The 21,400-nt window shown below is 67.0% G+C and carries 17 protein-coding genes and 1 tRNA gene; 12 read left to right on the top strand and 6 right to left on the bottom strand.

Translation table 11 applies throughout. The features are described 5' to 3' along the window. Window positions 1-1,090: histidine kinase (locus BW39_RS26355; RefSeq protein ID WP_043825098.1), on the top strand; the 1,090-nt coding region annotated here is incomplete at its 5' end. Next, a complete protein-coding gene (locus BW39_RS26350) occupies window positions 1,071-1,832 on the top strand; it encodes a LytR/AlgR family response regulator transcription factor (protein ID WP_034398907.1) in 762 nt (253 codons plus the stop codon). The genes BW39_RS26355 and BW39_RS26350, both read left to right, overlap by 20 nt. 164 nt (window positions 1,833-1,996) lie before the next feature. Here the strand turns inward: BW39_RS26350 and BW39_RS26345 are convergent, their stop codons facing one another. Continuing rightward, window positions 1,997-3,484 (bottom strand): aminotransferase class V-fold PLP-dependent enzyme, encoded by a 1,488-nt coding sequence (locus tag BW39_RS26345; RefSeq protein ID WP_012207117.1) that lies wholly within the window; start codon window positions 3,482-3,484, stop codon window positions 1,997-1,999. 27 nt (window positions 3,485-3,511) lie between these two features. Continuing rightward, window positions 3,512-3,982, bottom strand: a complete 471-nt coding sequence (locus BW39_RS26340; RefSeq protein WP_012207118.1) for a Rid family detoxifying hydrolase — start codon at window positions 3,980-3,982, stop codon at window positions 3,512-3,514. 230 nt (window positions 3,983-4,212) lie between these two features. Between BW39_RS26340 and BW39_RS31390 the strand changes: the two genes are divergently transcribed. Genes BW39_RS31390 through BW39_RS26330 form a run of 3 tightly spaced genes read left to right on the top strand, consistent with a single transcriptional unit; the run spans window position 4,213 to window position 6,701 of the window. Further along, window positions 4,213-4,575: a hypothetical protein gene (locus BW39_RS31390; RefSeq protein ID WP_152547324.1), complete on the top strand. Its 363-nt coding sequence runs from the start codon at window positions 4,213-4,215 to the stop codon at window positions 4,573-4,575. A gap of 54 nt (window positions 4,576-4,629) precedes the next feature. Continuing rightward, a complete protein-coding gene (locus BW39_RS26335; protein ID WP_012207119.1) occupies window positions 4,630-6,042 on the top strand; it encodes a cache domain-containing protein in 1,413 nt (470 codons plus the stop codon). After that, entirely contained in the window at window positions 6,039-6,701 is a 663-nt protein-coding gene (locus tag BW39_RS26330) for a response regulator (protein WP_013800948.1), read from the top strand. Before BW39_RS26335 ends, BW39_RS26330 begins: the two co-directional genes overlap by 4 nt. 28 nt (window positions 6,702-6,729) lie before the next feature. Here the strand turns inward: BW39_RS26330 and BW39_RS26325 are convergent, their stop codons facing one another. The 3 genes from BW39_RS26325 to polA form a co-directional block, all read right to left on the bottom strand. After that, window positions 6,730-7,563, bottom strand: coding sequence for a ZIP family metal transporter (locus tag BW39_RS26325; protein WP_034396735.1), 834 nt, complete (start codon window positions 7,561-7,563; stop codon window positions 6,730-6,732). A 305-nt stretch (window positions 7,564-7,868) separates the two neighbouring features. Continuing rightward, a complete protein-coding gene (locus tag BW39_RS26320; protein ID WP_043825097.1) occupies window positions 7,869-8,765 on the bottom strand; it encodes a dienelactone hydrolase family protein in 897 nt (298 codons plus the stop codon). Window positions 8,766-8,822: 57 nt separating this feature from the next. Continuing rightward, the gene (gene polA / locus BW39_RS26315; protein WP_043825096.1) at window positions 8,823-11,666 is read right to left on the bottom strand and encodes a DNA polymerase I; all 2,844 of its coding nucleotides are present in this window, start codon (window positions 11,664-11,666) and stop codon (window positions 8,823-8,825) included. 72 nt (window positions 11,667-11,738) lie between these two features. Between polA and BW39_RS26310 the strand changes: the two genes are divergently transcribed. The 5 genes from BW39_RS26310 (at window position 11,739) to BW39_RS26290 (ending at window position 17,333) form a co-directional block, all read left to right on the top strand. Continuing rightward, window positions 11,739-12,110, top strand: coding sequence for a hypothetical protein (locus BW39_RS26310; RefSeq protein WP_043825094.1), 372 nt, complete (start codon window positions 11,739-11,741; stop codon window positions 12,108-12,110). A 125-nt stretch (window positions 12,111-12,235) separates the two neighbouring features. Further along, complete coding sequence (locus tag BW39_RS26305; protein WP_043825092.1) at window positions 12,236-13,192, top strand: homoserine kinase; 957 nt, start codon at window positions 12,236-12,238, stop codon at window positions 13,190-13,192. 146 nt (window positions 13,193-13,338) lie between these two features. Next, on the top strand, window positions 13,339-14,172 hold the full coding sequence (locus BW39_RS26300; RefSeq protein ID WP_043825090.1) for a BPSS1780 family membrane protein: 834 nt from the start codon (window positions 13,339-13,341) through the stop codon (window positions 14,170-14,172). A gap of 292 nt (window positions 14,173-14,464) precedes the next feature. After that, window positions 14,465-16,417: a PhoX family protein gene (locus tag BW39_RS26295; RefSeq protein ID WP_043825089.1), complete on the top strand. Its 1,953-nt coding sequence runs from the start codon at window positions 14,465-14,467 to the stop codon at window positions 16,415-16,417. A gap of 283 nt (window positions 16,418-16,700) precedes the next feature. Further along, window positions 16,701-17,333 (top strand): hypothetical protein, encoded by a 633-nt coding sequence (locus BW39_RS26290; RefSeq protein WP_013800941.1) that lies wholly within the window; start codon window positions 16,701-16,703, stop codon window positions 17,331-17,333. Window positions 17,334-17,357: 24 nt separating this feature from the next. Here the strand turns inward: BW39_RS26290 and BW39_RS26285 are convergent, their stop codons facing one another. Beyond that, entirely contained in the window at window positions 17,358-19,826 is a 2,469-nt protein-coding gene (locus BW39_RS26285) for a UvrD-helicase domain-containing protein (protein ID WP_043825086.1), read from the bottom strand. A 330-nt stretch (window positions 19,827-20,156) separates the two neighbouring features. Here BW39_RS26285 and BW39_RS26280 point away from each other — a divergent pair, with 330 nt between their 5' ends. Next, the gene (locus BW39_RS26280) at window positions 20,157-21,134 is read left to right on the top strand and encodes a GMP reductase (protein ID WP_043825083.1); all 978 of its coding nucleotides are present in this window, start codon (window positions 20,157-20,159) and stop codon (window positions 21,132-21,134) included. Between the two features lie 184 nt (window positions 21,135-21,318). Beyond that, window positions 21,319-21,394: transfer RNA gene (locus tag BW39_RS26275), tRNA-Lys, on the top strand. Window positions 21,395-21,400 lie beyond the last annotated feature (6 nt).

The raw sequence follows: 21,400 nt of genomic DNA, 5'->3' as shown, positions 1-21,400 counted from the left end.
GCCCCAGCCATCCACCTCCGCCGCCCCGCCGCCCCTGCCTGCGGCGCTGGTCTTCGACGCCTGCAACGTCGGCGTGGTACTGCGCGCCGTGCTCTTCGTGCAGGCCGTGGCGGCCACGGCTGCGATGTTCGGCGCCGACTCGCTGCTGCAGTGGCTGGAGAACATGGCCCTGCTGACCGGCGCCAGCCTGCCCGGCACCCTGGTCTGGCTGGTGGCGGCCTGCCTGCTCAAGCATCCGCTGCAGCGCCTGCCGTCCACCGGGCAGTACGCAGCCGGCGTGCTGCTGGGCATGGCGGCCGGGCTGTATGCCTGCGCCATGCTGCAACTGGCCGGCGGCACCAGCGCCCCCTGGCTGGCCAGCGCCATGTCCGGCGGACTGCTGGCGGCCCTGCTGGTGGCCGCCCTGGTGCTGCGCGCACGCGGCCACACCCCCGCCGACACGCAGGCGCGGCTGGCCGAGCTGCAGTCGCGCATACGCCCGCATTTCCTGTTCAACACGCTCAACAGCGCCATCGCCCTGGTACGTGCCGAGCCCGCCAAGGCCGAGGCCCTGCTGGAAGACCTCAGCGACCTGTTCCGCTACGCGCTGGCCGAGCCGCACAGCACGACCACGCTGGCCGAGGAGATCGAGCTGGCCCAGCGCTACCTGGCCATCGAGCAGGTGCGCTTCGGCGAACGGCTGCAGGTGCGCTGGCAACTGGACCCTGCCGCCCACGGCGCCCTGCTGCCGCCGCTGCTGCTGCAGCCGCTGGTGGAAAACGCCATACGCCATGGCGTGGAGCCCAGCGCACGCGGCGGCAAGCTGCAGGTGCGCACCGAGCGCCGTGGCGATCTGGTGGAGGTGCGCATCACCAACACCCTGCCCACTGAGATCGATTCCGCCAGCGCAGCTGGCACGCGCGGCAACGGCATTGCGCTGGCCAATGTGCGCGCCCGGCTGTCGCTGCTGCACGACCTGCAGGCCCACCTCACGGCGCGCACGCTCAAGGGCCATTTCGTGGTGCGCATCAGCCTGCCGCTGGCTGCGCCTGCCAGCCACCCCACGAAGGCCGTATCGAAGAAGAAGGACCATGCACATCCTGATCGTTGACGACGAAGCCCTGGCCCGCGCGCGACTGCGCACCCTGCTGGCCGATGTGGAAGCCTGCACGGGCACCGGCCCGCACCAGGTCAGTGAAGCGGCAGACGCGCGCCAGGCCATGGCCGTGCTGCAGGCGCCGGGCCCGCGCGCCGTGGAACTGGCACTGCTGGACATCCACATGCCGGGCCAGGACGGCCTGGCCCTGGCGCACGCACTGCGCCGCCTGCCGCTGCCGCCTGCCGTGGTCTTCGTCACCGCCCATGCCGGCCATGCGGTCGAGGCCTTCGACCTGGACGCCGCCGACTACCTGACCAAGCCCGTGCGCCGCGAGCGCCTGCAGCAGGCCCTGGCCAAGGCCGCACGCACGGCGGTGCACCAGACGGCCGAGCGCGACAGCGGCCCCGTGCTGCTGATACAGGACCGGGGCACCACCGTGCGCCTGCCCCTGTCCGAAGTGCTCTACCTCAAGGCCGAACAGAAGTACGTGACCGTGCGCACCGTGGGCCGCAGCTACATCCTCGACGGCGCCCTGGCCGACCTGGAGGCCCGCCACGCCGACCACCTGCTGCGCGTGCACCGCAACGCGCTGGTGGCCCGCAGCGCCCTGCGCGCCCTGGAACGCCACGACGACCCCACCGAAGGCGAAGGCTGGGCCCTGCGCCTGCACGGCATCCCCGAACTGCTCATGGTCTCCCGCCGCCAGCTCCCCCAGGTCCGAGCCGCCATCCGCGACGAAGGACAGCCCGGCTGACGATCAAAGGCTGAGGACAGCGCTCTGCGCCAGAAAGCACGCCCTCAAAACAAGCACGGCCCACCTCAGAGGCACCGAGGAAGGGCCGCCCCGCACCGAGGGTGCCGTCCCCCTCCCCCGCGAAGCGGGTAGAGAGGGGGAAGGCGCGTAAGCGGCTCAGGGGGTCAAGCCATCTTTCTAGACAGATCCCACATCGCATCCACCAGCAGATCGACGTCCCGCGCGTCATGCCACAGGTGCGTGGACACGCGCACGCCGTAGTGGTCTGCCGCCGCGCCGATCACGGGGAAGTTGGAGTTGCGGATCACGAAGCCCTGCGGATAGTCGCTGAGCATGCGCGCCACGAAGGTCGATGACTTGGTCCCGTTCATCACGTCGTCCTTGTTCTGGAACGGGTTGAAGCAGGTCAGCGCCGACAGCAGCTTGGGATCGTCCTTGGGCGAGTACAGCGAGTCCACGCCCCAGCGCTCGACGATCTTTTCCTTGAGGTAGGACGACAGCGTCAGGTCATAGGTCTCGATCTTCTTGCGGCCGATGCTGTCCCACTGCGCGCAGGCCTGGGCCAGCGCCATGAACATGGGCGTGTGCACGCTGCCGCAGGAGGTGACCGAGGCGGCGATGTCGTAGGTCTCCTTGGCCGTGGTCGTGCGCTCCAGCGCCGGGTAGGCGCTGGTGTGCACCGGGTACCACTTGGGCAGTGGCAGCGGGTTGGAGGCGCGCATCTTGTTGCGGATGATGAGGATGCCCGTCGAGCCCGGGCCGCACTGCCACTTGTGGCCCGCGCCGGACATGAAGTCCATGCCCAGCTCCGCATAGTTGTAGGCCATCATGCCCGGCAGGTGGGCGCCGTCCACGATGCTGATCAGGCCATGCGCCTTGACCACGCCCATCAGGTCGGCAATGGGCAGCATGGTGCCGGTCTTGTAGGTGGGCGAGGACCACATCATGGCGCGCACGCGCTTGCCCTGGGCCTTGAGCGCGCGGATGCGCTCGTCGAACAGGTTCACGTAGGTGGCGGCCGTCTGGTTGTTGCCCACGGGCAGCGCAATGCGCGAGACCTCGATGCCGTAGCGGTCCTGCGCGATCTTCAGCGGCGTGTCGCCGCCGCCGTGCTCGTGGTTGGTGGTGACCACCACGTCGCCACGCTGCCAGTCGATGCCCAGGATGGCATGGCACATGCCCGAGGAGGTATTGGCCGAGAAGGCCAGCTCGTCGGCATCCACGCCAAAGCCCGGCGCCACCTGCTTGCGCAGGTCCAGCAGGTTGCTGTAGCCGTTGCCAGAGTCGGCGGCCTTCTTGCGGTTTTCGGTATCGAACACATCGAGCACCAGCTTGGGCATGGAGCCGGCCGTGCCGATGTTCATGTAGGTCTTCTCGGGCTTGAGGATGAACATGCTCTGCACGTCGGTCCAGAAGGCCTCGTCGCGCATGAGCTGCTCGCGCAGCGCGGCGGCCGAGGTCTGGGCGTTGCCGCTGCCGCAGGCGGCCAGCAGCGGGCCCAGCGTGGCGGCGCCGGTGCCGTAGCCCAGCATGCGCAGGAAGTCGCGGCGCTTGGAAGTCCAGCGCGCGGGATAGCCGGATTCGCCGGCGGCCGCAGTGGCGGTCAGGGATGTGGCCTGCTCGGCCGCGATCTGGGGGTGTCGTGCGTTCATGCGGTCCTCCTGTCGTTGCGCAAGCGGTCAGCGGCGGCCGACGATGGCCGAGATTTCGATCTTCACATCGCGCGGCAGGCGCGCCACTTCCACCGTGGCCCGAGCAGGGGCGCCGGTCTTGAAGTACTCGCCATAGACCTTGTTCATGGCGGCGAACTCGTTGAGGTCCTTCATGAAGACCGAGGTCGAGAGCACATCCTCATAGCCCAGTCCCTGGGACTTGAGCTTGGCGCCGATGTGGTCGAGCACGGCACGCGTCTGCTCTTCGATGGTGGCGCCCTGGATGGCCGTGCCCTGTGCGTTCAGCGGCAGCACGCCCGAGAAGTAGATGGTGTTGCCATGCGCCACCATCTGCGAGTACGGGCCGATGGCCGGGTAGATCTGCGTGGTGGACAGCACCTCGCGCTTGTTGGGCGCAGCGCAACCCACCAACGCCGCCGCCGTCACCGCCACCCCGCATGCCAGCGCCATGCGCCCCAGGTTCGTTCGAATATCCATGGTATTGCCCTTCTCAAACAAAAATACAAGCTGCCACTGCCGTGCCACGCATTACTGCATTGGCGTTATGGAAACACTTTGTCACCATTAACCCAGTCCTCAGAGGTGACCTGAATCATCGATACAAAATGATTCGAATTCGTGATTTCACGGAGAAATTCTAGGCAGGGATCTGGGGCATTCGATAATGAATTTTCCCCTACGCACCACTACGCACGCGGACCCACGCAGTGCTACGCAGCCCTTCAACATTCTTTGAAAACAATGGTTTGGCACGGAATCTGCTCAACAGCAAGCAGCACATCAGGCATCAGAGGGACGGCGCACCACAATACGGCAAAACGATTATCCAAAACCCCAAAAAGGGGAGTACGCACCAAGAAAATGCATCTCGGATTTCCAGTATCCATGGGATATTGTTTCGCACCCAAAAACTATTTTCCATGGTGTTTCCCTTGGGATATTCAAACGCCTTTTCACGCGCGCGTGAATCTGCGTGGATATACGGGGCGCGCAGGCCATTGGAAAATACAGCGCATGCCATTCAAAGGCCGCCGCCCTGGCGCTGGCGGCATGCGCGCAAGCCCTGTTGACAAGGCCCGGCCACTGGGCGGAAAAGATCGTCGGTGCACCCCACACAGGCTTCCATGCAACTTCCGCTGAAACTTGCACTTCTGTCGATTGCCGCCATCGCACTCGCCCTGGGCCTGGTCGCGGCGACCGTGCAGCACCAGACCCTGGAGCTGGCCCACCAGGAACGGGAACTGGTCGAGACCGCCTACCTGCACAGCAAGGAGACGGAGCTGCGCCACTACGTCCAGCTGGCGACCACGGCGCTGACGCGCATCAAGTCCAGCGGCGAGGAGCAATCCGTGCAGCGGCGCCAGGCGCTGGAGATGCTGTCGCGCATGCAGTTCGGCGAGGACGGCTACTTCTTTGTCTACGACGAACACGGCAACGTGCTGCTGGATGCGCGCCAGATGGGCCTGTCGGGCGTGGACCTGTGCGATCCCAACAGCCCGGGCGGCGCAGGACCCGCCAGGATCATCCTGGACGCCGCGCGCAGCGGCGGCGGCCTGGTGCGCTACCAGTGGCAAAAGCCGTCATCGCTGCGCACCGAGGCCAAGCTCGCCTACGTGGCCACGGTGCCCGAATGGGGCTGGTCGCTGGGCACGGGCCTGTACCTGGACGATGTGGAGCAGGCGCTGCGCCAGATCGACGAAAGCGCCCAGGCCAACATCGCGGCCACGCGCTGGCGCATCTTCGGCATTGCGGCGCTGTGCATCGTGCTCATCGGCGTGGCGGGGCTGGTCTTCAATCTCAGCGATCACCGCGTGTCCAGCAACAAGCTGCAGCGGCTGGCCCAGCGCGTGGTGCATTCGCAGGAAGAGGAACGCACGCGCGTGGCGCGCGACCTGCATGACGGCGTGGTGCAGGTGCTGGTCTCCTCCAAGTTCCTGCTGGAGACGGCCCAGGCCCAGCTCAGGCGGCTGGCCGCGCAGGACCCGGCCACGGCCCAGCGCATGGTGGACCAGGGCCTGGAGCAGCTCAACCACGCGCTGGTGGAGATACGGCGCGTCTCCCACGGCCTGCGCCCCGCCCTGCTGGACGACCTGGGCCTGGCCCCGGCCCTGGCGCTGATGAGCCAGCAGATGCAGGCCGAGGACGGCCTGCGCATGCAATTCGGCTGCCGCGGCGAGACGCGCTTTCTGCCGCCCAGCCATGCCACGGCCCTGTTCCGCGTGGCCCAGGAGGCCGTGACGAATGCGCAAAACCATGCCCAGGCCACGCGCATCGATGTCAGCCTGCACTTTCAGCGCCGCCGCGTGGTGCTGCAGGTCAGCGACGACGGCCAGGGCTTCGACATGCGCCGCGTGCAGCGCGACCGCCAGGGCGGCATCGGCCTGCGCAACATGCGCGAGCGCATCGAAGGCCTGGGCGGCCACCTGTCCATCAGTTCGGGGCGCCGCGGCACCCGGCTGGTCGCCGTGCTCTACCGCGATGGCGGCATGCCGCTGTCTCCCTCACCGGAATTCGAACTCCCACGGGCCGCTGCATGAACCCCATGATCCGCATCCTCCTGGTGGACGACCACCCTCTCGTGCGCGACGGCGTGTCCATGCGCCTGCAGGCCACGGACCATATCCGTGTGGTGGGCGAGGCCGCCAGCGTGGACCAGGCCCTGCCGCTGGCCCGCGAGCTGTCGCCCGACCTGGTGGTCACCGACATCCGCATGCCGGGCGCCAGCGGCATCGACCTGGCCGCGCTGTTCCGCGATCAGTTCCCGCTGGTGCGCGTGCTGGTGCTGTCCATGCATGAGGATCCCGAGTACGTGCGCCGCGCCGTGGCGCTGGGCGCGCGCGGCTATGTGCTCAAGGACGCGCCTGCGCAGCAGCTCATCGAGGCCATAGACCGGGTCTACGCCGGCGGCCTGTATTTCAGCCCCGGCCTGCAGCCCGTGGCCGAGGAAGACGGCAGCGCGTCCGGGCCCCGGCGCGCCCTCACGCCGCGCGAGGCCAGCGTGCTGCAGTGGATCTCGGAGGGCCGCTCCAACAAGGAGATTGCGGCGCTGATGGGTACCTCGGTGCGCACCGTGGAAACCCACCGCCTGCACCTGCGCCGCAAGCTGCGCATCGACGGCCATGCGGCCTTCATCAAGTACGCGGTGGATTACGCCGACCTGCTGGGGCCGGCACCCCAGGAGGCCCGCGCAGGCTAGGACCCGCGCCTCAGCCTCAACATCAGCCTCAGTGCGCGTGCGCCGCGCGGCTGACCACGGTGACCAGCACGATGCCCAGCATCAGCCAGCCCACCTGGGCCACGGTCTCGCGTGCGCTCAGGCGCTTTTGCAGCTGGGGAATCAGGTCGGCCAGCGCCACGTAGATGAAGCTGCTGGAGGCCACGGCCAGGAAGTACGGCAGCAGTTCCTGCAGCTGTCCCACCAGGAAATAGCCGCCAATGCCGCCCAGCGTGGTCACGGCCCCGGCCATGGACACCTTGATCAGCGCCACACGCCGGTTGGAGCTGGACTGGCGCAGCACCACGATGTCGCCCATGTGGTGCGGCACCTCGTGGGCCAGCACCGATACCGCCGCGATCAGCCCCAGGCGCATGTCGGCCATGAAGGCGGAGGCGATCAGCACGCCATCGCCGAAGCAGTGCACGCTGTCGCCGGTCAGCACGGCCCAGCCGCCGTGGCGGTGGCCGTGATGGTGGTCATGGGAATGGTCATGGGCATGGCCCTGGTGATCGTGATGTTCGTGGTGATCATGCTCATGGGCAGGCGGCGCGCCGTGCTCGTGCCCGTGGTGCCACAGCTCGGCCTTGGACAGCAGGAAAAAGAACACCAGGCCCACCAGCAGCGTCACGAACAGGTCATGCGCGCCTGCCTCGCTCTCGAAGGCTTCGGGCAAGAGGTGCATGAAGGCCGTGGCCAGCAGCGCGCCCGCCGCCAGGCTCAACAGCCGCTGCGGCATCATGCCCGGCGAGCGATTACCTCCCAGCCCCATCAACAACGCGGCCACCCAGACGCTGCCAATACCGGCGGCCAGGGTGGCCAGAATGATTGCTACCAATGTCATAGCGATTTGTGCTTCAACCGTATGCCCTTGCAGGCGAAACCCGCGAATTCTCGCAGAAAGACGGACCCCATCGCAGCCGTGGCCTGCGATCCCATGAAGGAAGCAGGCCACGGTGTCGGGCGCCCTCGGTTTCAGCCTACAGAAGCTGTCAAGCCCCCCCCCTGCGCGAATAAAGTTGAAAGCTAGTCAGCAATACCTTAAAAACTGGCGCGTCCTCACACCAGGGACACCGAGGAAGGGCCGCCCCGCACCGAGGGTGTCGTCCCCCTCCCGCGAAGCGAGAGAGGGGGAAGCGGCGCAGCCGCTCAGGGGGTCACCCCATGCTTATTGAACCAGGCCAGCATTTTTTGCCAGCCGTCGCGCGCAGCCTGCTCGCGGTAGCTGGGCCGGTAGTCGGCATGGAAGGCGTGCGGCGCCTCCGGGTAGATCACGAACTCCGAGGCCTTGGCCGCTGCCGAGCCCTGCTTGAGCGCCTCGCGCATGCGCTCCACGGATTCCAGCGGAATGCCCGTGTCCTGCCCGCCATACAGGCCCAGCACCGGCGCCTTGAGGCTGGAGACCAGCTCCAGCGGATGGCGTGGCTGCAGCGCCGTCTTGGCGCCTTCCAGCCGGCCGTACCAGGCCACGCCGGCCTTGACCGGGCCATGGGCCGCATACAGCCAGGTGATGCGCCCGCCCCAGCAAAAGCCCGTGATGGCCACGCGCGCCGTATCGCCGCCCTGCGTGCCGGCCCATTGCACGGCGCCGTCGAGGTCGGCCATGACCTGCTCGTCGGGCACCTTGGAGACCAGCTCGCTCATGAGCTTGGCGATGTCGGTATAGGTCTTGGGGTCGCCCTGGCGCGCATACAGATCGGGGGCAATGGCCAGGTAGCCGGCACGCGCCAGGCGGCGGCAGGTGTCGGCAATGTATTCGTGCACGCCGAAGATCTCGGAGATCACCAGCACCACGGGCACATTCTTCTTGCCCGCGGGCGCGGCGCGGTAGGCGGGCACCTTGAAGCCGTTCACGGTGAAATGCACCTCGCCGGCCGTCAGGCCGTCGGCCGGCGTGGAGATGGCGGTCTGCGCCATGAGCGGCGTGGCCGCTGCGGCATAGCCCAGGCCCAGGGCCGTCTGCAATGCCAGGCGCCGCGTAGGCCCCTCTTCGCTGCTGCGCCCCGGAACCAGGGCCTTCAGGTCTTGCTGCTGATCGTCACGCATGCATCTCTCCTTGGTGGTGGTTGAGAACCGGCCAAGTCTACGATGCCTGCGTGAAGCTCAATGTGCCTTGTCCCAGTTGGGTCCCAGGCCCACCTCGGCGAGCAGCGGCACCTTCAGGTCGGCCACGCCGGCCATCAGGCGCGGGATCTCGGTGCGCACCCAGTCCGACTCGCCTTCGGGCAGCTCGAACACCAGTTCGTCGTGCACCTGCATGATGACGCGGACCTCGGACTGCCTGGCATCGAGCTCGGCCTGCACCGCCACCATGGCCTTCTTGATCAGGTCGGCCGCCGTGCCCTGCATGGGCGCGTTGATGGCCTGGCGTTCGGCCGCCTTCTTGCGCGGGCCGCTGCCGCCGTTGATGTCCACCAGGTACAGGCGGCGGCCGAAGACGGTTTCCACGTAGCCGTGGTCGCGCGCGAATTCCACCGTCTCGTCCATGTAGCGCTTGACGCCCGGATAGCGCTGGAAATAGCGGTCGATGTAGGCGGCCGCGGCCTTGGTCTCTATGCCCAGGTTCTTGGCCAGGCCAAAGCTGCTCATGCCGTAGATCAGCCCGAAGTTGATGACCTTGGCATAGCGGCGCTGCTCGCTGCTGACCTGCTCCAGCTCCACGTTGAAGACTTCCGATGCCGTGGCACGGTGCACGTCGCGGCCTTCGTGGAAGGCGCGCAGCAGGGACTCGTCACCCGACAGGTGGGCCATGATGCGCAGCTCGATCTGCGAGTAGTCGGCGCTGGCGATCACATGGCCGGGCGCGGCAATGAAGGCCTCGCGCACGCGCCGGCCTTCGGGCGTGCGGATGGGGATGTTCTGCAGGTTGGGGTCGTTGCTGGACAGGCGCCCCGTCACGGCCACGGCCTGGGCGTAGTGCGTGTGCACGCGGCCCGTGCGCGGCAGCGCCAGCTGGGCCAGCTTGTCGGTATAGGTGCCCTTGAGCTTGGACAGGCTGCGGTGCTCCAGCAGCTTGGCGGGCAGCGGATAGTCCTCGGCCAGCTTCTCCAGCACCTCTTCGTCGGTGCTGCGTGCGCCGGTGGCCGTCTTCTTGACCACGGGCATGCCCAGCTTGTCGAAGAAGATTTCGCCCAGCTGCTTGGGGCTGGCCAGGTTGAAGGGCTGGCCCGCGATGTCATAGGCCTCCTGCTCCAGCTGCACGATGCGCTGGCCCAGGTCGTTGCTCTGCTTGGCCAACGTGGCGGCATCGATGAGCACGCCGTTGCGCTCTATGCGGAACAGGGCCTCGCTGGTGGCGATCTCCAGCTCGTAGACGCCGCGCAGGCCGTCGTTGGCCTGCAGCTGCGGCCACAGCACGCGGTGCACGTCCAGGGTCTGGTCGGCATCCTCGCAGGCATAGGCGGCAGCCTTGTCCACGGGCACCTGGGCGAACGGGATCTGGTGGGCGCCCTTGCCGCACAGGTCTTCATAGCTGATGCCCGTGCGGTTGGTGTGGCGCAGCGCCAGGCTGGCCAGGCCGTGCGGGCGGTGCACTTCCAGCACATAGCTTTGCAGCATGGTGTCGTGCACATAGCCCTGCACCTCGATGCCGGCATTGGCGAAGACATGGCGGTCGTACTTGACGTGCTGGCCCAGCTTGGGCCGGGCCGCATCCTCCAGCCAGGGCTTGAGGCGCTGCAGCACTTCGTCGGCAGGCAGTTGCTCTGGCGCGTCGGGGCCGGCATGGCGCAGGGGGATGTAGGCAGCGGCGCCGGGCTCCACGCTCAGCGAGATGCCCACGATCTCGGCACGCATCTCGTCCAGCGAGGTGGTTTCGGTATCCAGGGCCGTGAGTTCGGCGGCGTTGATCTTGGCCAGCCACTGGTCGAACGCTTCCCAGGTCAGCACCACGTCATAGTCCAGCGGGCGCTGCTGGACGGCCTCGGCCTCGGTGGTGGCGTCGTCGGATTCGGCCTGCTCCTGGGCAAACATGTCGCCCGTGGACTGGTCGGCACGCGGCTTGGCCGCTGGCTTGCGGCCGGCCTTGACGGCTTCCAGCGCATCGGGCTCGGGCGCGGCACCGCCGAGCATGCGCGCCAGGCCCTTGAAGCCGTAGCGCTCATAGAAGTCGCGCAGCGGCGCGGTATCGGGCTCGCGCGGCGCCAGCGCGTCGAGCACCGGCAGGGTGGGCACTTCGGCGCTCAGGTCGCAGTCGGTCTTCATGGTGACCAACTGGCGGCTCAGCGCCAGCTGGCCCGAGGCGATGGCATCGCGCAGGTTCTGGCCGGCCACGCCCTTGATGCCGTCGGCCGCAGCAATCAGGCCGTCGAGCGAGCCGTGCTCGGCCAGCCACTTGACGGCCGTCTTGGGGCCCACCTTGGACACGCCGGGCACGTTGTCCACGGCATCGCCGACCAGGGCCTGGTAGTCGATCATCTGCGTGGGCGGCACGCCGAACTCGGCCGTCACGCCGGCCACGTCGCGGCGCTTGCCGCTCATGGTGTCCATCACCATGATGTGGGAGTCCACCAGCTGGGACAGGTCCTTGTCGCCACTGGAGATCACCACGTTCACGCCCTGGGCGGCGGCCGTCTTGGCCAGGGTGCCGATCACGTCGTCGGCCTCCACGCCCTGGATGGCCAGCACGGGCCAGCCCAGCAGGCGGACCACTTCATGGATGGGCTCGATCTGCGAGCGCAGATCGTCGGGCATGGGCGAGCGGTGCGCCTTGTATTCGGGGTAGAGCGTGTCGCGGAAGGTGGGTCCGCTGGTATCGAACACGCAGACGGCGTAGTCGGCCGCCACTTCCTTCCTGATCGCCTGGAGCATGTTGATCATGCCGCGGATGGCGCCCGTGGCAGGGCTTTCCGGGTTGCCGGGCTCGGCGCGCAGGTCCGGCATGGCGTGGTAGGCGCGGTAGAGGTAGCTGGAGCCGTCGATCAGCACCAGGGTCTTGGAATTGCTCATGCGCCGATTGTGCACGCGCCGGCAGGGTGACAGGGCGGGACAGCGCCCGCTGCAAGTTCTACAATGGAGCCTATGCGCGCCGCTCCACTTTTCATCTTCCTGACCCTGGCCGCCAGCTCCGTGCTGGCCCAGAACCCCACGCCTGCCCCGGCTGCCTCCACCGCTCCTGCGACGGCGACCGAGCAGACCGCGCCGGACACGGCCAAGCCCGAGGGCCGCGACCGAACCAACCAGCGCGTGGAACACATCCATGTGGAAGATGGCGGCAGCCGCGTTGACGAGCTGCGCGTGGGCGGCCAGACCCGCAGCATCACCGTGCAGCCCAAGGTCGGCGACATGCCTTCGTATGAAGTGCAGTCCAACGACGGCGCCCGTTCCTCGCGCAACCGCGGCGATGGCGACGGCACCAACGGCACGCGCGTCTGGAACCTCAAGAAGTTCTGATCCTCACCGGACTGTCCGGGCCCCTGGCCCGGCGGCATCCCAGGGGGCAGCACCTGACGGCGCTGCCCTCTTTCCATATCTGACGACAACGATTTCCGCCGCGCCCTGAAGGCCGGCAATGCAACATGGCCGTTTTCACCGAAGTCTCCGACAAAGACGCGCGCGAGCTGCTGCGCCGCATGTCCCTGGGTTCCTTCAAGGAGCTGCGCGGCATCCAGGGCGGCATAGAGAACACCAACTACTTTCTCACCACCGAACAGGGCGAGTGGGTGCTGACGCTGTTCGAGCGCCTGACGGCCGAGCAACTGCCCTTCTACCTGTACCTGATGAAGCACCTGGCGCAGGCCGGCATTCCCGTGCCCGACCCGCAGGCCGAGACCCGCAGCGGCGACATCCTGCTGAGCGTGTGCGGCAAGCCGGCCTCCATCGTCAACCGCCTGCCCGGCAAGAGCGAGCTGGCGCCCCAGCCCGCGCACTGCGCCGCCGTGGGCGAGATGCTGGCGCGCATGCACCTGGCCGGACGCGACTACGATCGCCAGCAGCCCAATCTGCGCAGCCTGCCCTGGTGGAACGAGACCGTGCCCACGGTCATCCCGCACATAGACGCCCCCACCGCCGACCTGCTGCGCTCCGAGCTGGCCTTCCAGAACCATGTGGCCGCCTCGCCCGCCTATGCGGCGCTGCCGCGCGGCCCCGTGCACGCCGACCTGTTCCGCGACAACGTGATGTTCGAGGGCGAGCGCCTGACCGGCTTCTTCGACTTCTACTTCGCAGGTGTGGACAGCTGGCTGTTCGACCTGGCCGTGTGCCTCAACGACTGGTGCATCGAACACGCCACCGGCGCCCATGACGCCACCAAGGCCAGGGCCATGATCGACGCCTACCAGTCGGTGCGCCCCCTGACCGCCGCCGAGCGCGAGCTGTTCAACCCCATGCTGCGCGCGGGCGCGCTGCGCTTTTGGATTTCCCGCCTGTGGGATTTCCACCTGCCGCGCGAGGCCTCCATGCTCGTTCCCCACGACCCCACCCATTTCGAGCGCGTGCTGCGCCAGCGCCTGGCCCACCCGGTGGCGCTGGACTGACGTCCGAAGACCGCCACAGCGCGGCCGACAGAGGGCTTTGCGGTCCACGGGCCGCGCGTCCTCGGGTACAGTCCCCGTTCGGGCGCCAGCGGCGCGGCCCATGCCAGAGGCCATGCCCCATCCAGGCGCCCCGACTTCCTCACCCCATGAAACTTCTCATCGTTCCCGCCCGTACCGGCCTGCAATGGGTGCAGCAGGGCATCCGCACCTTCCGCCAGCAGCCGCTGGCACTGGCGGCGCTGTTCTTTCTGTCGATGGCGGCCATGTCGCTGGTCACGGTGCTGCCGCTGATCGGCCCCGTGATCGCGCTGGGCCTGCTGCCGGCCACCTCGCTGGCCATGATGGTGGCGGCGGCCGAGGCATCGCACGGGCGTGCGCCCACGCCGGCCCTGCTGCTGGTGGCCTTTCGCACCGGGCGCCAGCGCCTGAACTCCATGCTCACGCTGGGCGCCATGTATGCGGCAGGCTTCCTGCTGATCATGGGCCTGTCCATGCTGGTGGACGACGGCCAGTTTGCCAACGTCTACCTGGGCGGCGAGCCGCTGACGCGCGAGATCGCCGAGTCGCCCGACTTCCAGGCCGCCATGTGGCTGAGCATGGGCCTGTACCTGCCGCTGTCCCTGCTGTTCTGGCACGCGCCGGGGCTGGTGCACTGGCACAACGTGCCCCCGGTCAAGGCCGTGTTCTTCAGTCTGGTGGCCTGTGTGCGCAACATCGGCGCGCTGGTGGTCTTCGGCCTGAGCTGGATGGGCGTGTTCATCGTGGCCGGCATCGTGATGGCCCTGATCTCGGCCGTGCTGGCCCAGGTGCTGGGCAGCATTGCCAACGGCCTGATGATCGGCACGGCCATGCTGCTGGCCGCCATGTTCTTCACCTCCATCGTCTTCACCTTCCGTGACTGCTTTGCAGCGCCCGATAAAAGCGACGGCAGCGACGCCATCGGCACCGAGCCGCCTGCGCCGCCCGGACTGTCCGGCTGAGCGCTTCGCCACTGCACCCCCCAAGCCCCTTTCAAGGGGCTTTTTCTTTGGACCTTTCTTCAGCCCTTCTTCGCGCCTCTTCTTTGTTTTTTTGACTGGCCGTATCGCCTGGCACCCCTCGCCTGGCGGCTGTCACATGACGCTGTCACGGTTTCGTCATGCGGATGCCATTGCTCTGTCACACCGGCTGCCTAGCATGCCGTGCGGATGTCAAGCCAGCGAGTGCGCGGCGGCATCCCGGCCCATCCCGCCCCCGATGGGTTGACGCTGACAAACCCATAACGGAAGCCCCATGTCCCAATCCACGATGCTCTCCCGCCGCAAGGCGCTGCAATTCCTGACCGGCGCCCCCCTGCTGCCGCTCGGCTCCGCCGTGTCCGCCACAGGCCTGCTGACCGCCTGCGGCGGCGGTGACGACGGCCCCGCGAAGAACTATGTGGCGGCCAGCTTCACCTCCATGGCAGCGCCTACGCTGGCCAACCCCCAGGCCATGGCCAGGATGACCGTGGCCTCGCAGCTCAAGGTGCAGTTCAGCGACAACAGCGAGCAGAGCTTCGATCTGGGCTACCAGCCCTTCTTCGTCACCGGCGATGAAGTGTCCGACGGCAAGGGCGGCAAGATCCTGGCCGGCGGCTACTACGACATCAACAACAACAAGATCATCGACCGCACCGTGGCCGGCAGCGAGCGCCACTTCTTCTCCGATTCGCCCGACGGCACCTCGCTGCTGACCGTGCCCAATGCCAAGGTGGACGGCGTCAAGGGCAAGCCCGTGTTCGCCGTGGTGCAGTTCGAATACACCACGTGGGCACAGGACGGCAAGACCGACATGTACGGCAAGCTGCCCTCTCCCATCGCCGTGCTGACGCTGGACCAGGACCAGACCACCGGCAAGCTCAGCCTGGTCAAGTACCACAACGTGGACACCTCCAAGGTGCACGGCCTGTGGATCACCTGCGGCGCCAGCCTGTCGCCCTGGGGCACCCACCTGTCCAGCGAAGAGTACGAGCCCGACGCCTTCGCCACCGGCAATGCGCAGCTGCTGGCCTTCAGCCAGAACCTGTATGGCGACCAGAACAAGGCCAACCCCTACCACTACGGCCACATGCCCGAAGTGACGGTCAACGTGGACGGAACGGCCAGCATCAAGAAGCATTTCTGCATGGGCCGCATCTCGCACGAGCTGGTCCAGGTCATGCCCGACCAGCGCACGGCGCTGATGGGCGACGACGCCACCAACAGCGGCTACTTCGTCTTCGTGGCCGACAAGGAAAAGGACCTGTCCTCGGGTTCGCTGTACGTGGCCAAGGTGGGCGCGGGCTTCTCCATCGACCCCGCATCGGGCAGCGCCGCCGCGCTGACCTGGATCAAGCTGGGCTCGGCCACCAGCGCCGAGATCGAGCAACTGGCCAACACGCTCAAGCCCACGGACATCATGACCGTGGCCAAGACCGATCCGGGCGACGCCAGCTACACCAAGATCACGGCCAACGGCAAGGTCGAGTGGATCAAGATCAACCCCGGCATGGACAAGGCTGCCGCCTTCCTGGAAACCCACCGCTACGCCGCCTTCAAGGGCGCAAGCATGGGCTTCACCAAGATGGAAGGCACGACCGTCAACGCCAAGGACAAGGTGGCCTACTCGGCCCTGCAGAACTGCGAAAAGTCCATGGTGGCCGGTGATGCGCTGAACGTGGCCGGCAACGGCGTGTTCATCCCCAAGCAGCTCAAGGCCGGCGCCGTGATGGCACTGAACCTGCGCGGCGGCCAGAAGGACACGGCAGGCGCCGCCATCAACAGCGAGTGGATGCCCGTGGACACCAAGGCCCTGCTGGCCGGCGAGGACATCAGCGCCGACGCGCTGGGCAACACCGGCAACCCGAACAAGATCTGCAACCCCGACAACCTCAAGTTCTCGGAGAAGATGCGCACCCTGTTCATCGGCGAGGACAGCGGCCAGCACGTGAACAACTTCCTGTGGGCCTACAACATCGACACCAAGCAGCTGTCGCGCCTGATGTCGATTCCCGCCGGCGGCGAATCCACCGGCCTGCATGCCGTGGACGAGATCAACGGCTGGACCTACATCATGAGCAACTTCCAGCACGCCGGTGACTGGGGCGCCATCCACAACGTGGTCAAGCCCACGCTGGACCCGCTGATCAGCGCCAACTATCGCGGCAAGTTCGGCGCCGCCGTCGGCTACCTGACGGGCACCGCTGCCCAGCCCAAGCTGTCGGCCTAACCACCGCCATAGCGCCCCGTCGCCCCGCCGCCCTGCGGCGAGTGGCGCAGCCACACAAAGGCCATGGATTTCCATGGCCTTTTTGCATGTCTGCGCCGCAATTGCATGGATGTCATGAACCCGACTCTTAGCGTGCAAAACAAGAGTCATTCTCACCTGATCGCTATAATTTCTGATGCATTGCGGCGTCGCTCGCCCGCCATCGCACCATCTTCAGCCCCGCCGGATCACGCCCCTCAAGGCCCGGCAGGCGCACGCAGAGCCACACTACAGGAGAGACTCCATGACCGAACCTTCCCGCATCCTTCGCAGCACCGCCGCATGGCTGGCCGCCGCCGCCGCACTGGCGGTGCCGGCCGCGCATGCCGACTATCTCTGGCTGCAGCAGGACGCAGGACAGGCCCGGGCCTATGCCGGAGAGCTGCGCAAGCCGCTGGAACAGCTGCCGGCCCTGGAAGACGCCAAGCAGGTCCTGCCCGACGGCAAGAGCCTTCCCCTGAAGGCCGACGCCAATCATTTCACCGCGGACGCAGGCCAGGGCGATGTGCGCATCGCCGCCACGCGCCCCGGCGCCAATGGCGTGCTGACCTACTACCAGGCCCGTTTCGGCCGCAACGACACCAAGGCCGTGAACGACCTGGAGCTGGTGCCCACCACGGCGGGAGGCGATACGTTCCAGCTGGTGTTCAAGGGCCGCAAGGTCGCGGCCAGCCAGGTCAACGTGCAGACCAGCGAGGGCTGGTACCGCACGCTCACGCCATCGCAGGACGGCACGGTGAGCTTCAAGCCCTACTTCCCGGGCCTGTACGTGCTGGAGGTGACGGCGCGCGTGGACAACGGCTCGGTCACGCTGGACGGCAAGAAATACACCGACGTGCGCCACACCACGACGCTGAGCTTCGAAGTCAAGCCCTGAACGCCGGGCGCGGCAGCCCGCGCCTCACTCCACGACCGTGAGCTTGGCAATGGACAGCGCCAGCCACTTCGTGCCGTGGCGCCCAAAGCTGACCTGGGCGCGCGCATCGTCGCCCGTGCCTTCCAGGGCCAGCACCTTGCCTTCGCCGAACTTGTTGTGGAACACGTTCAGGCCCACGCGCAGGCCGTGGCCCGGAGCGGCCTTTTGCGGCGGCACGGGCGGGCTGGCGAAGACCTCGCTGCGCCAGCCTTCGGCCTTGTTGCCGAAGCCGCCGCGATCGCGTGAACCATAGCCGCCACCACCGCCGCCACCGGGGCGGGGCGCGTAGCTGCCAAAGCCGCCCTGCTTGGGGGTGATCCACTTGAGCGCCTCATCGGGCAGCTCGTCGAAGAAGCGGCTCTTGACGTTGTAGCGCGTCTGCCCGTGCAGCATGCGCGTCTGCGAATGGCTCAGGTACAGGCGCTTGCGCGCGCGGGTGATGGCCACATAGGCCAGGCGGCGCTCTTCCTCCAGGCCGCCGCGGTCCATCATGGCGTTCTCATGCGGGAACAGGCCCTCTTCCACGCCGCCGATGAAGACGGCGTCGAACTCCAGTCCCTTGGAGGCATGCACGGTCATCAGTTGCACGGCGTCCTGGCCGGCCTGGGCCTGGTTGTCGCCAGCCTCCAGCGCCGCGTGCGTCAGGAAGGCGGCCAGCGGCGACAGTGTCTCGCCGGTATCGGCATCGACCATGCCGGCCACGGTGCCGGCCGGCGGCGTGAGCGGCGTGTCCAGCAGCGGCAGCGCAGGGTCCAGGCCCTGGCTGGCCGGGCTTTGCGTCAGCGCCCGGGCGCCGTCGTGCTCGTCCAGCGGCAGGGCCACGGCATCGCGGCCAAAGCCTTCCTGGGTGACAAAGCTCTCGGCCGCGTTCACGAGTTCCTGCAGGTTCTCGATGCGGTCGGCGCCTTCCTTTTCGTTGCGGTAGTGCTCGAGCAGGCCGCTTTCTTCCTCGATGGCCTCGATGATCTCGCGCAGCGTGCGGCCCTGGGTCTGCTCGCGCAGCACGTCGATCTTGGCGACAAAGCCTGCGAGCTTGGTGCCCGGCGCGCCCGGCACCGCCGAGACGGCATCGTGCAGCGAGCAGCCCGCGCTGCGCGCCGCGTCCTGCAGCGTCTCCACGCTGCGCGCGCCGATGCCGCGCGGCGGGAAGTTCACCACGCGCAGAAAGCTGGTGTCGTCGTGCGGGTTCTCCAGCAGGCGCAGGTAGGCCAGCGCATGCTTGATTTCGGCGCGCTCGAAAAAGCGCAGCCCGCCGTACACGCGGTAGGGAATGGCGGCATTGAACAGCTGCGATTCGATCACCCGGCTTTGCGCATTGCTGCGGTAGAGCACGGCGATTTCCTGGCGCTGCCAGCCGTCCTTTTTCACGAGCTGCTGGATTTCCTCGACCATCCACTGCGCCTCGGCCATGTCCGTGGGCGCTTCGTAGATGCGCACGGGCTCGCCCGGGCCCTGGGTGGTGCGCAGGTTCTTGCCCAGGCGCTGGCTGTTGTGGCTGATGAGCGCGTTGGCGCAGTCGAGGATGTTGCTGTAGGAGCGGTAGTTCTGCTCCAGCTTGATCTGCTGGCGCACATCGAACTCGCGCACGAAGTCCTGCATGTTGCCCACGCGCGCACCGCGAAAGGCGTAGATGCTCTGGTCGTCGTCGCCCACGGCGATCACGCTGCCCGTGGCCTGCAGGCGGCCATCCACCATGTCGCCCGCCAGCTGCTTGAGCCACTGGTACTGCAGCTTGTTGGTGTCCTGGAACTCGTCCACCATGATGTGGCGAAAGCGCCGCTGGTAGTGGGCGCGCAGCGCGGCATCGTCGCGCAGCAGCTCGTAGGAGCGCAGCATCAGCTCGCCGAAATCGACCACGCCCTCGCGCTGGCACTGCTCCTCGTAGAGCTGGTAGATCTCGACCTTCTTGCGCGTGTCCGGGTCATTGGCCACCACGTCGCCGGGGCGCATGCCCTCTTCCTTGCAGCCGGCAATGAAGTACTGCAGCTGCTTGGGCGGGAAGCGCTCGTCGTCCACATTGAACTGCTTGCACAGGCGCTTGACGGCCGACAGCTGGTCCTGCGTGTCCAGGATCTGGAAGGTGGACGACAGCTTTGCCGCCTGGTGGTGGGCGCGCAGCAGCCGGTTGCACAGGCCGTGGAAGGTGCCGATCCACATGCCGCGCACGTTGTAGGGCAGCATGGCCGACAGGCGGGCCAGCATTTCCTTGGCCGCCTTGTTGGTGAAAGTCACGGCCAGGATGGAGCCCGGCGTGGCCTGGCCCGTCTGCAGCAGCCAGGCGATGCGCGTGGTCAGCACCCGCGTCTTGCCCGAGCCCGCACCGGCCAGGATCAGCGCGTGGCCGGCCGGAAGCGTGACGGCAGCGAGCTGCTCCTCGTTGAGGTTAACCAGCAAAGGGGAGTTGGAGGCGGGTGCGGCACCGGAGGCGCCGTCGAGCAGATCGATCGGGAACATCCTGGCATTGTAGAAAGCACCTTGCCCCCCAGGGAAACCGACGCCGCATTTCCCGCAATCGGCCCAAAATCGGCACGCGCAGCGCGCCCTTGCAGGTTCATAACGCCATCCCTATAACCGCTATATCGACAGGGTGCCCAGGCCCGTCGCCGGCAACGTATAGAATCAATCACCGGGCCCAAGTTTCTTGCGGTCCGGTTTTTTGTGCCCGGGCCACAGCCGCCCTGGCGACGCGGCCCGCCCGCGCCGCCCGCAAGACCGGCCTCCAAGCCAAGCGCCCCATCGCGGAGGGATGTTCCTGCCGCGACCTTTCATGGAGCTTGGAATCAAATGGAAATCTTCGACTACGACAACATCCTGCTGCTGCCGCGCAAGTGCCGCGTGGAAAGCCGCTCGGAGTGTGATGCCAGCGTGGAGCTGGGCGGTCGGTCCTTCCGCATCCCGGCCGTGCCGGCCAACATGAAGACGGTGGTGGATGAGAGCATCTGCACCTGGCTGGCCCAGAACGGCTACTTCTACGTGATGCACCGCTTTGACCTGGACAACGTGCAATTCGTGCGCGAGATGCAGGGCAAGGGCTGCTTCGCCTCCATTTCGCTGGGCGTCAAGAAGCCCGACTACGACACCGTGGACCGCTTCGTCGCCGAAGGCCTGTACCCCGAATACATCACCATCGACATCGCCCACGGCCATGCCGACAGCGTGAAGAACATGATCGGCTACCTCAAGGAGAAGCTGCCCAAGTCCTTCGTGATCGCCGGCAACGTGGGCACGCCCGAAGCCGTGATCGACCTGGAGAACTGGGGCGCTGACGCCACCAAGGTCGGCATCGGCCCCGGCAAGGTCTGCATCACCAAGCTCAAGACGGGCTTTGGCACGGGGGGCTGGCAGCTGTCGGCGCTCAAGTGGTGCGCGCGCGTGGCGACCAAGCCCATCATTGCCGATGGCGGCATCCGCAGCCACGGCGACATCGCCAAGAGCGTGCGCTTTGGCGCCACCATGGTGATGATCGGCTCGCTGTTCGCGGGCCACGAGGAATCGCCGGGCCAGACCGTCGAGGAAAACGGCCAACGCTTCAAGGAGTACTACGGCTCGGCCTCGGACTTCAACAAGGGCGAGTACAAGCACGTGGAGGGCAAGCGCATCCTCGAGCCCGTCAAGGGCCTTCTGGCCAACACCCTGATCGAGATGGAGCAGGACGTGCAAAGCTCGATCAGCTACTCCGGCGGCAAGAAGCTGATGGACATCCGCAAGGTCAACTACGTGATCCTGGGCGGTGACAACGCAGGCGAACATCTGCTGATGTAAACGCGCTGCGCGCCAGCACCCCAAAGGCGGCCTCGGCCGCCTTTTTTGCGGCTGCGCACCGGGTGGCACGCAGGCCCGGCTCAGCGCCACCATGCCATGAACTAAAAATTTGGCGCGTCTTCCTGCAAGCGCACAAAAAATGCCGCATAATTGCGGTCTCGTTTGCAGCGCAGACTTGTTTTTGGGGCTCTTAGCTCAGCTGGTAGAGCAGCGGACTCTTAATCCGTTGGTCGAGTGTTCGAATCACTCAGGGCCCACCACCAATA

This window comes from Delftia sp. RIT313, assembly GCF_000632165.1.
In the GTDB taxonomy this organism is placed as follows: Bacteria; Pseudomonadota; Gammaproteobacteria; order Burkholderiales; family Burkholderiaceae_C; genus Comamonas; species Comamonas acidovorans.
This window is presented reverse-complemented; position numbering and strand designations above follow the sequence as displayed.

Bases quoted from the DNA above. Each gene is read 5' to 3' on its own strand.
- BW39_RS26345 (WP_012207117.1), bottom strand. From the start codon at position 3,484: ATGAACGCACGACACCCCCAGATCGCGGCCGAGCAGGCCACATCCCTG.
- BW39_RS26320 (WP_043825097.1), bottom strand. From the start codon at position 8,765: ATGCGTGACGATCAGCAGCAAGACCTGAAGGCCCTGGTTCCGGGGCGC.
- BW39_RS26335 (WP_012207119.1), top strand. From the start codon at position 4,630: ATGCAACTTCCGCTGAAACTTGCACTTCTGTCGATTGCCGCCATCGCA.
- BW39_RS26295 (WP_043825089.1), top strand. From the start codon at position 14,465: ATGTCCCAATCCACGATGCTCTCCCGCCGCAAGGCGCTGCAATTCCTG.
- BW39_RS26305 (WP_043825092.1), top strand. From the start codon at position 12,236: ATGGCCGTTTTCACCGAAGTCTCCGACAAAGACGCGCGCGAGCTGCTG.
- BW39_RS26310 (WP_043825094.1), top strand. From the start codon at position 11,739: ATGCGCGCCGCTCCACTTTTCATCTTCCTGACCCTGGCCGCCAGCTCC.
- BW39_RS26280 (WP_043825083.1), top strand. From the start codon at position 20,157: ATGGAAATCTTCGACTACGACAACATCCTGCTGCTGCCGCGCAAGTGC.
- BW39_RS26330 (WP_013800948.1), top strand. From the start codon at position 6,039: ATGAACCCCATGATCCGCATCCTCCTGGTGGACGACCACCCTCTCGTG.
- BW39_RS26350 (WP_034398907.1), top strand. From the start codon at position 1,071: ATGCACATCCTGATCGTTGACGACGAAGCCCTGGCCCGCGCGCGACTG.
- polA (WP_043825096.1), bottom strand. From the start codon at position 11,666: ATGAGCAATTCCAAGACCCTGGTGCTGATCGACGGCTCCAGCTACCTC.
- BW39_RS26325 (WP_034396735.1), bottom strand. From the start codon at position 7,563: ATGACATTGGTAGCAATCATTCTGGCCACCCTGGCCGCCGGTATTGGC.
- BW39_RS26340 (WP_012207118.1), bottom strand. From the start codon at position 3,982: ATGGATATTCGAACGAACCTGGGGCGCATGGCGCTGGCATGCGGGGTG.
- BW39_RS26290 (WP_013800941.1), top strand. From the start codon at position 16,701: ATGACCGAACCTTCCCGCATCCTTCGCAGCACCGCCGCATGGCTGGCC.
- BW39_RS26285 (WP_043825086.1), bottom strand. From the start codon at position 19,826: ATGTTCCCGATCGATCTGCTCGACGGCGCCTCCGGTGCCGCACCCGCC.
- BW39_RS26300 (WP_043825090.1), top strand. From the start codon at position 13,339: ATGAAACTTCTCATCGTTCCCGCCCGTACCGGCCTGCAATGGGTGCAG.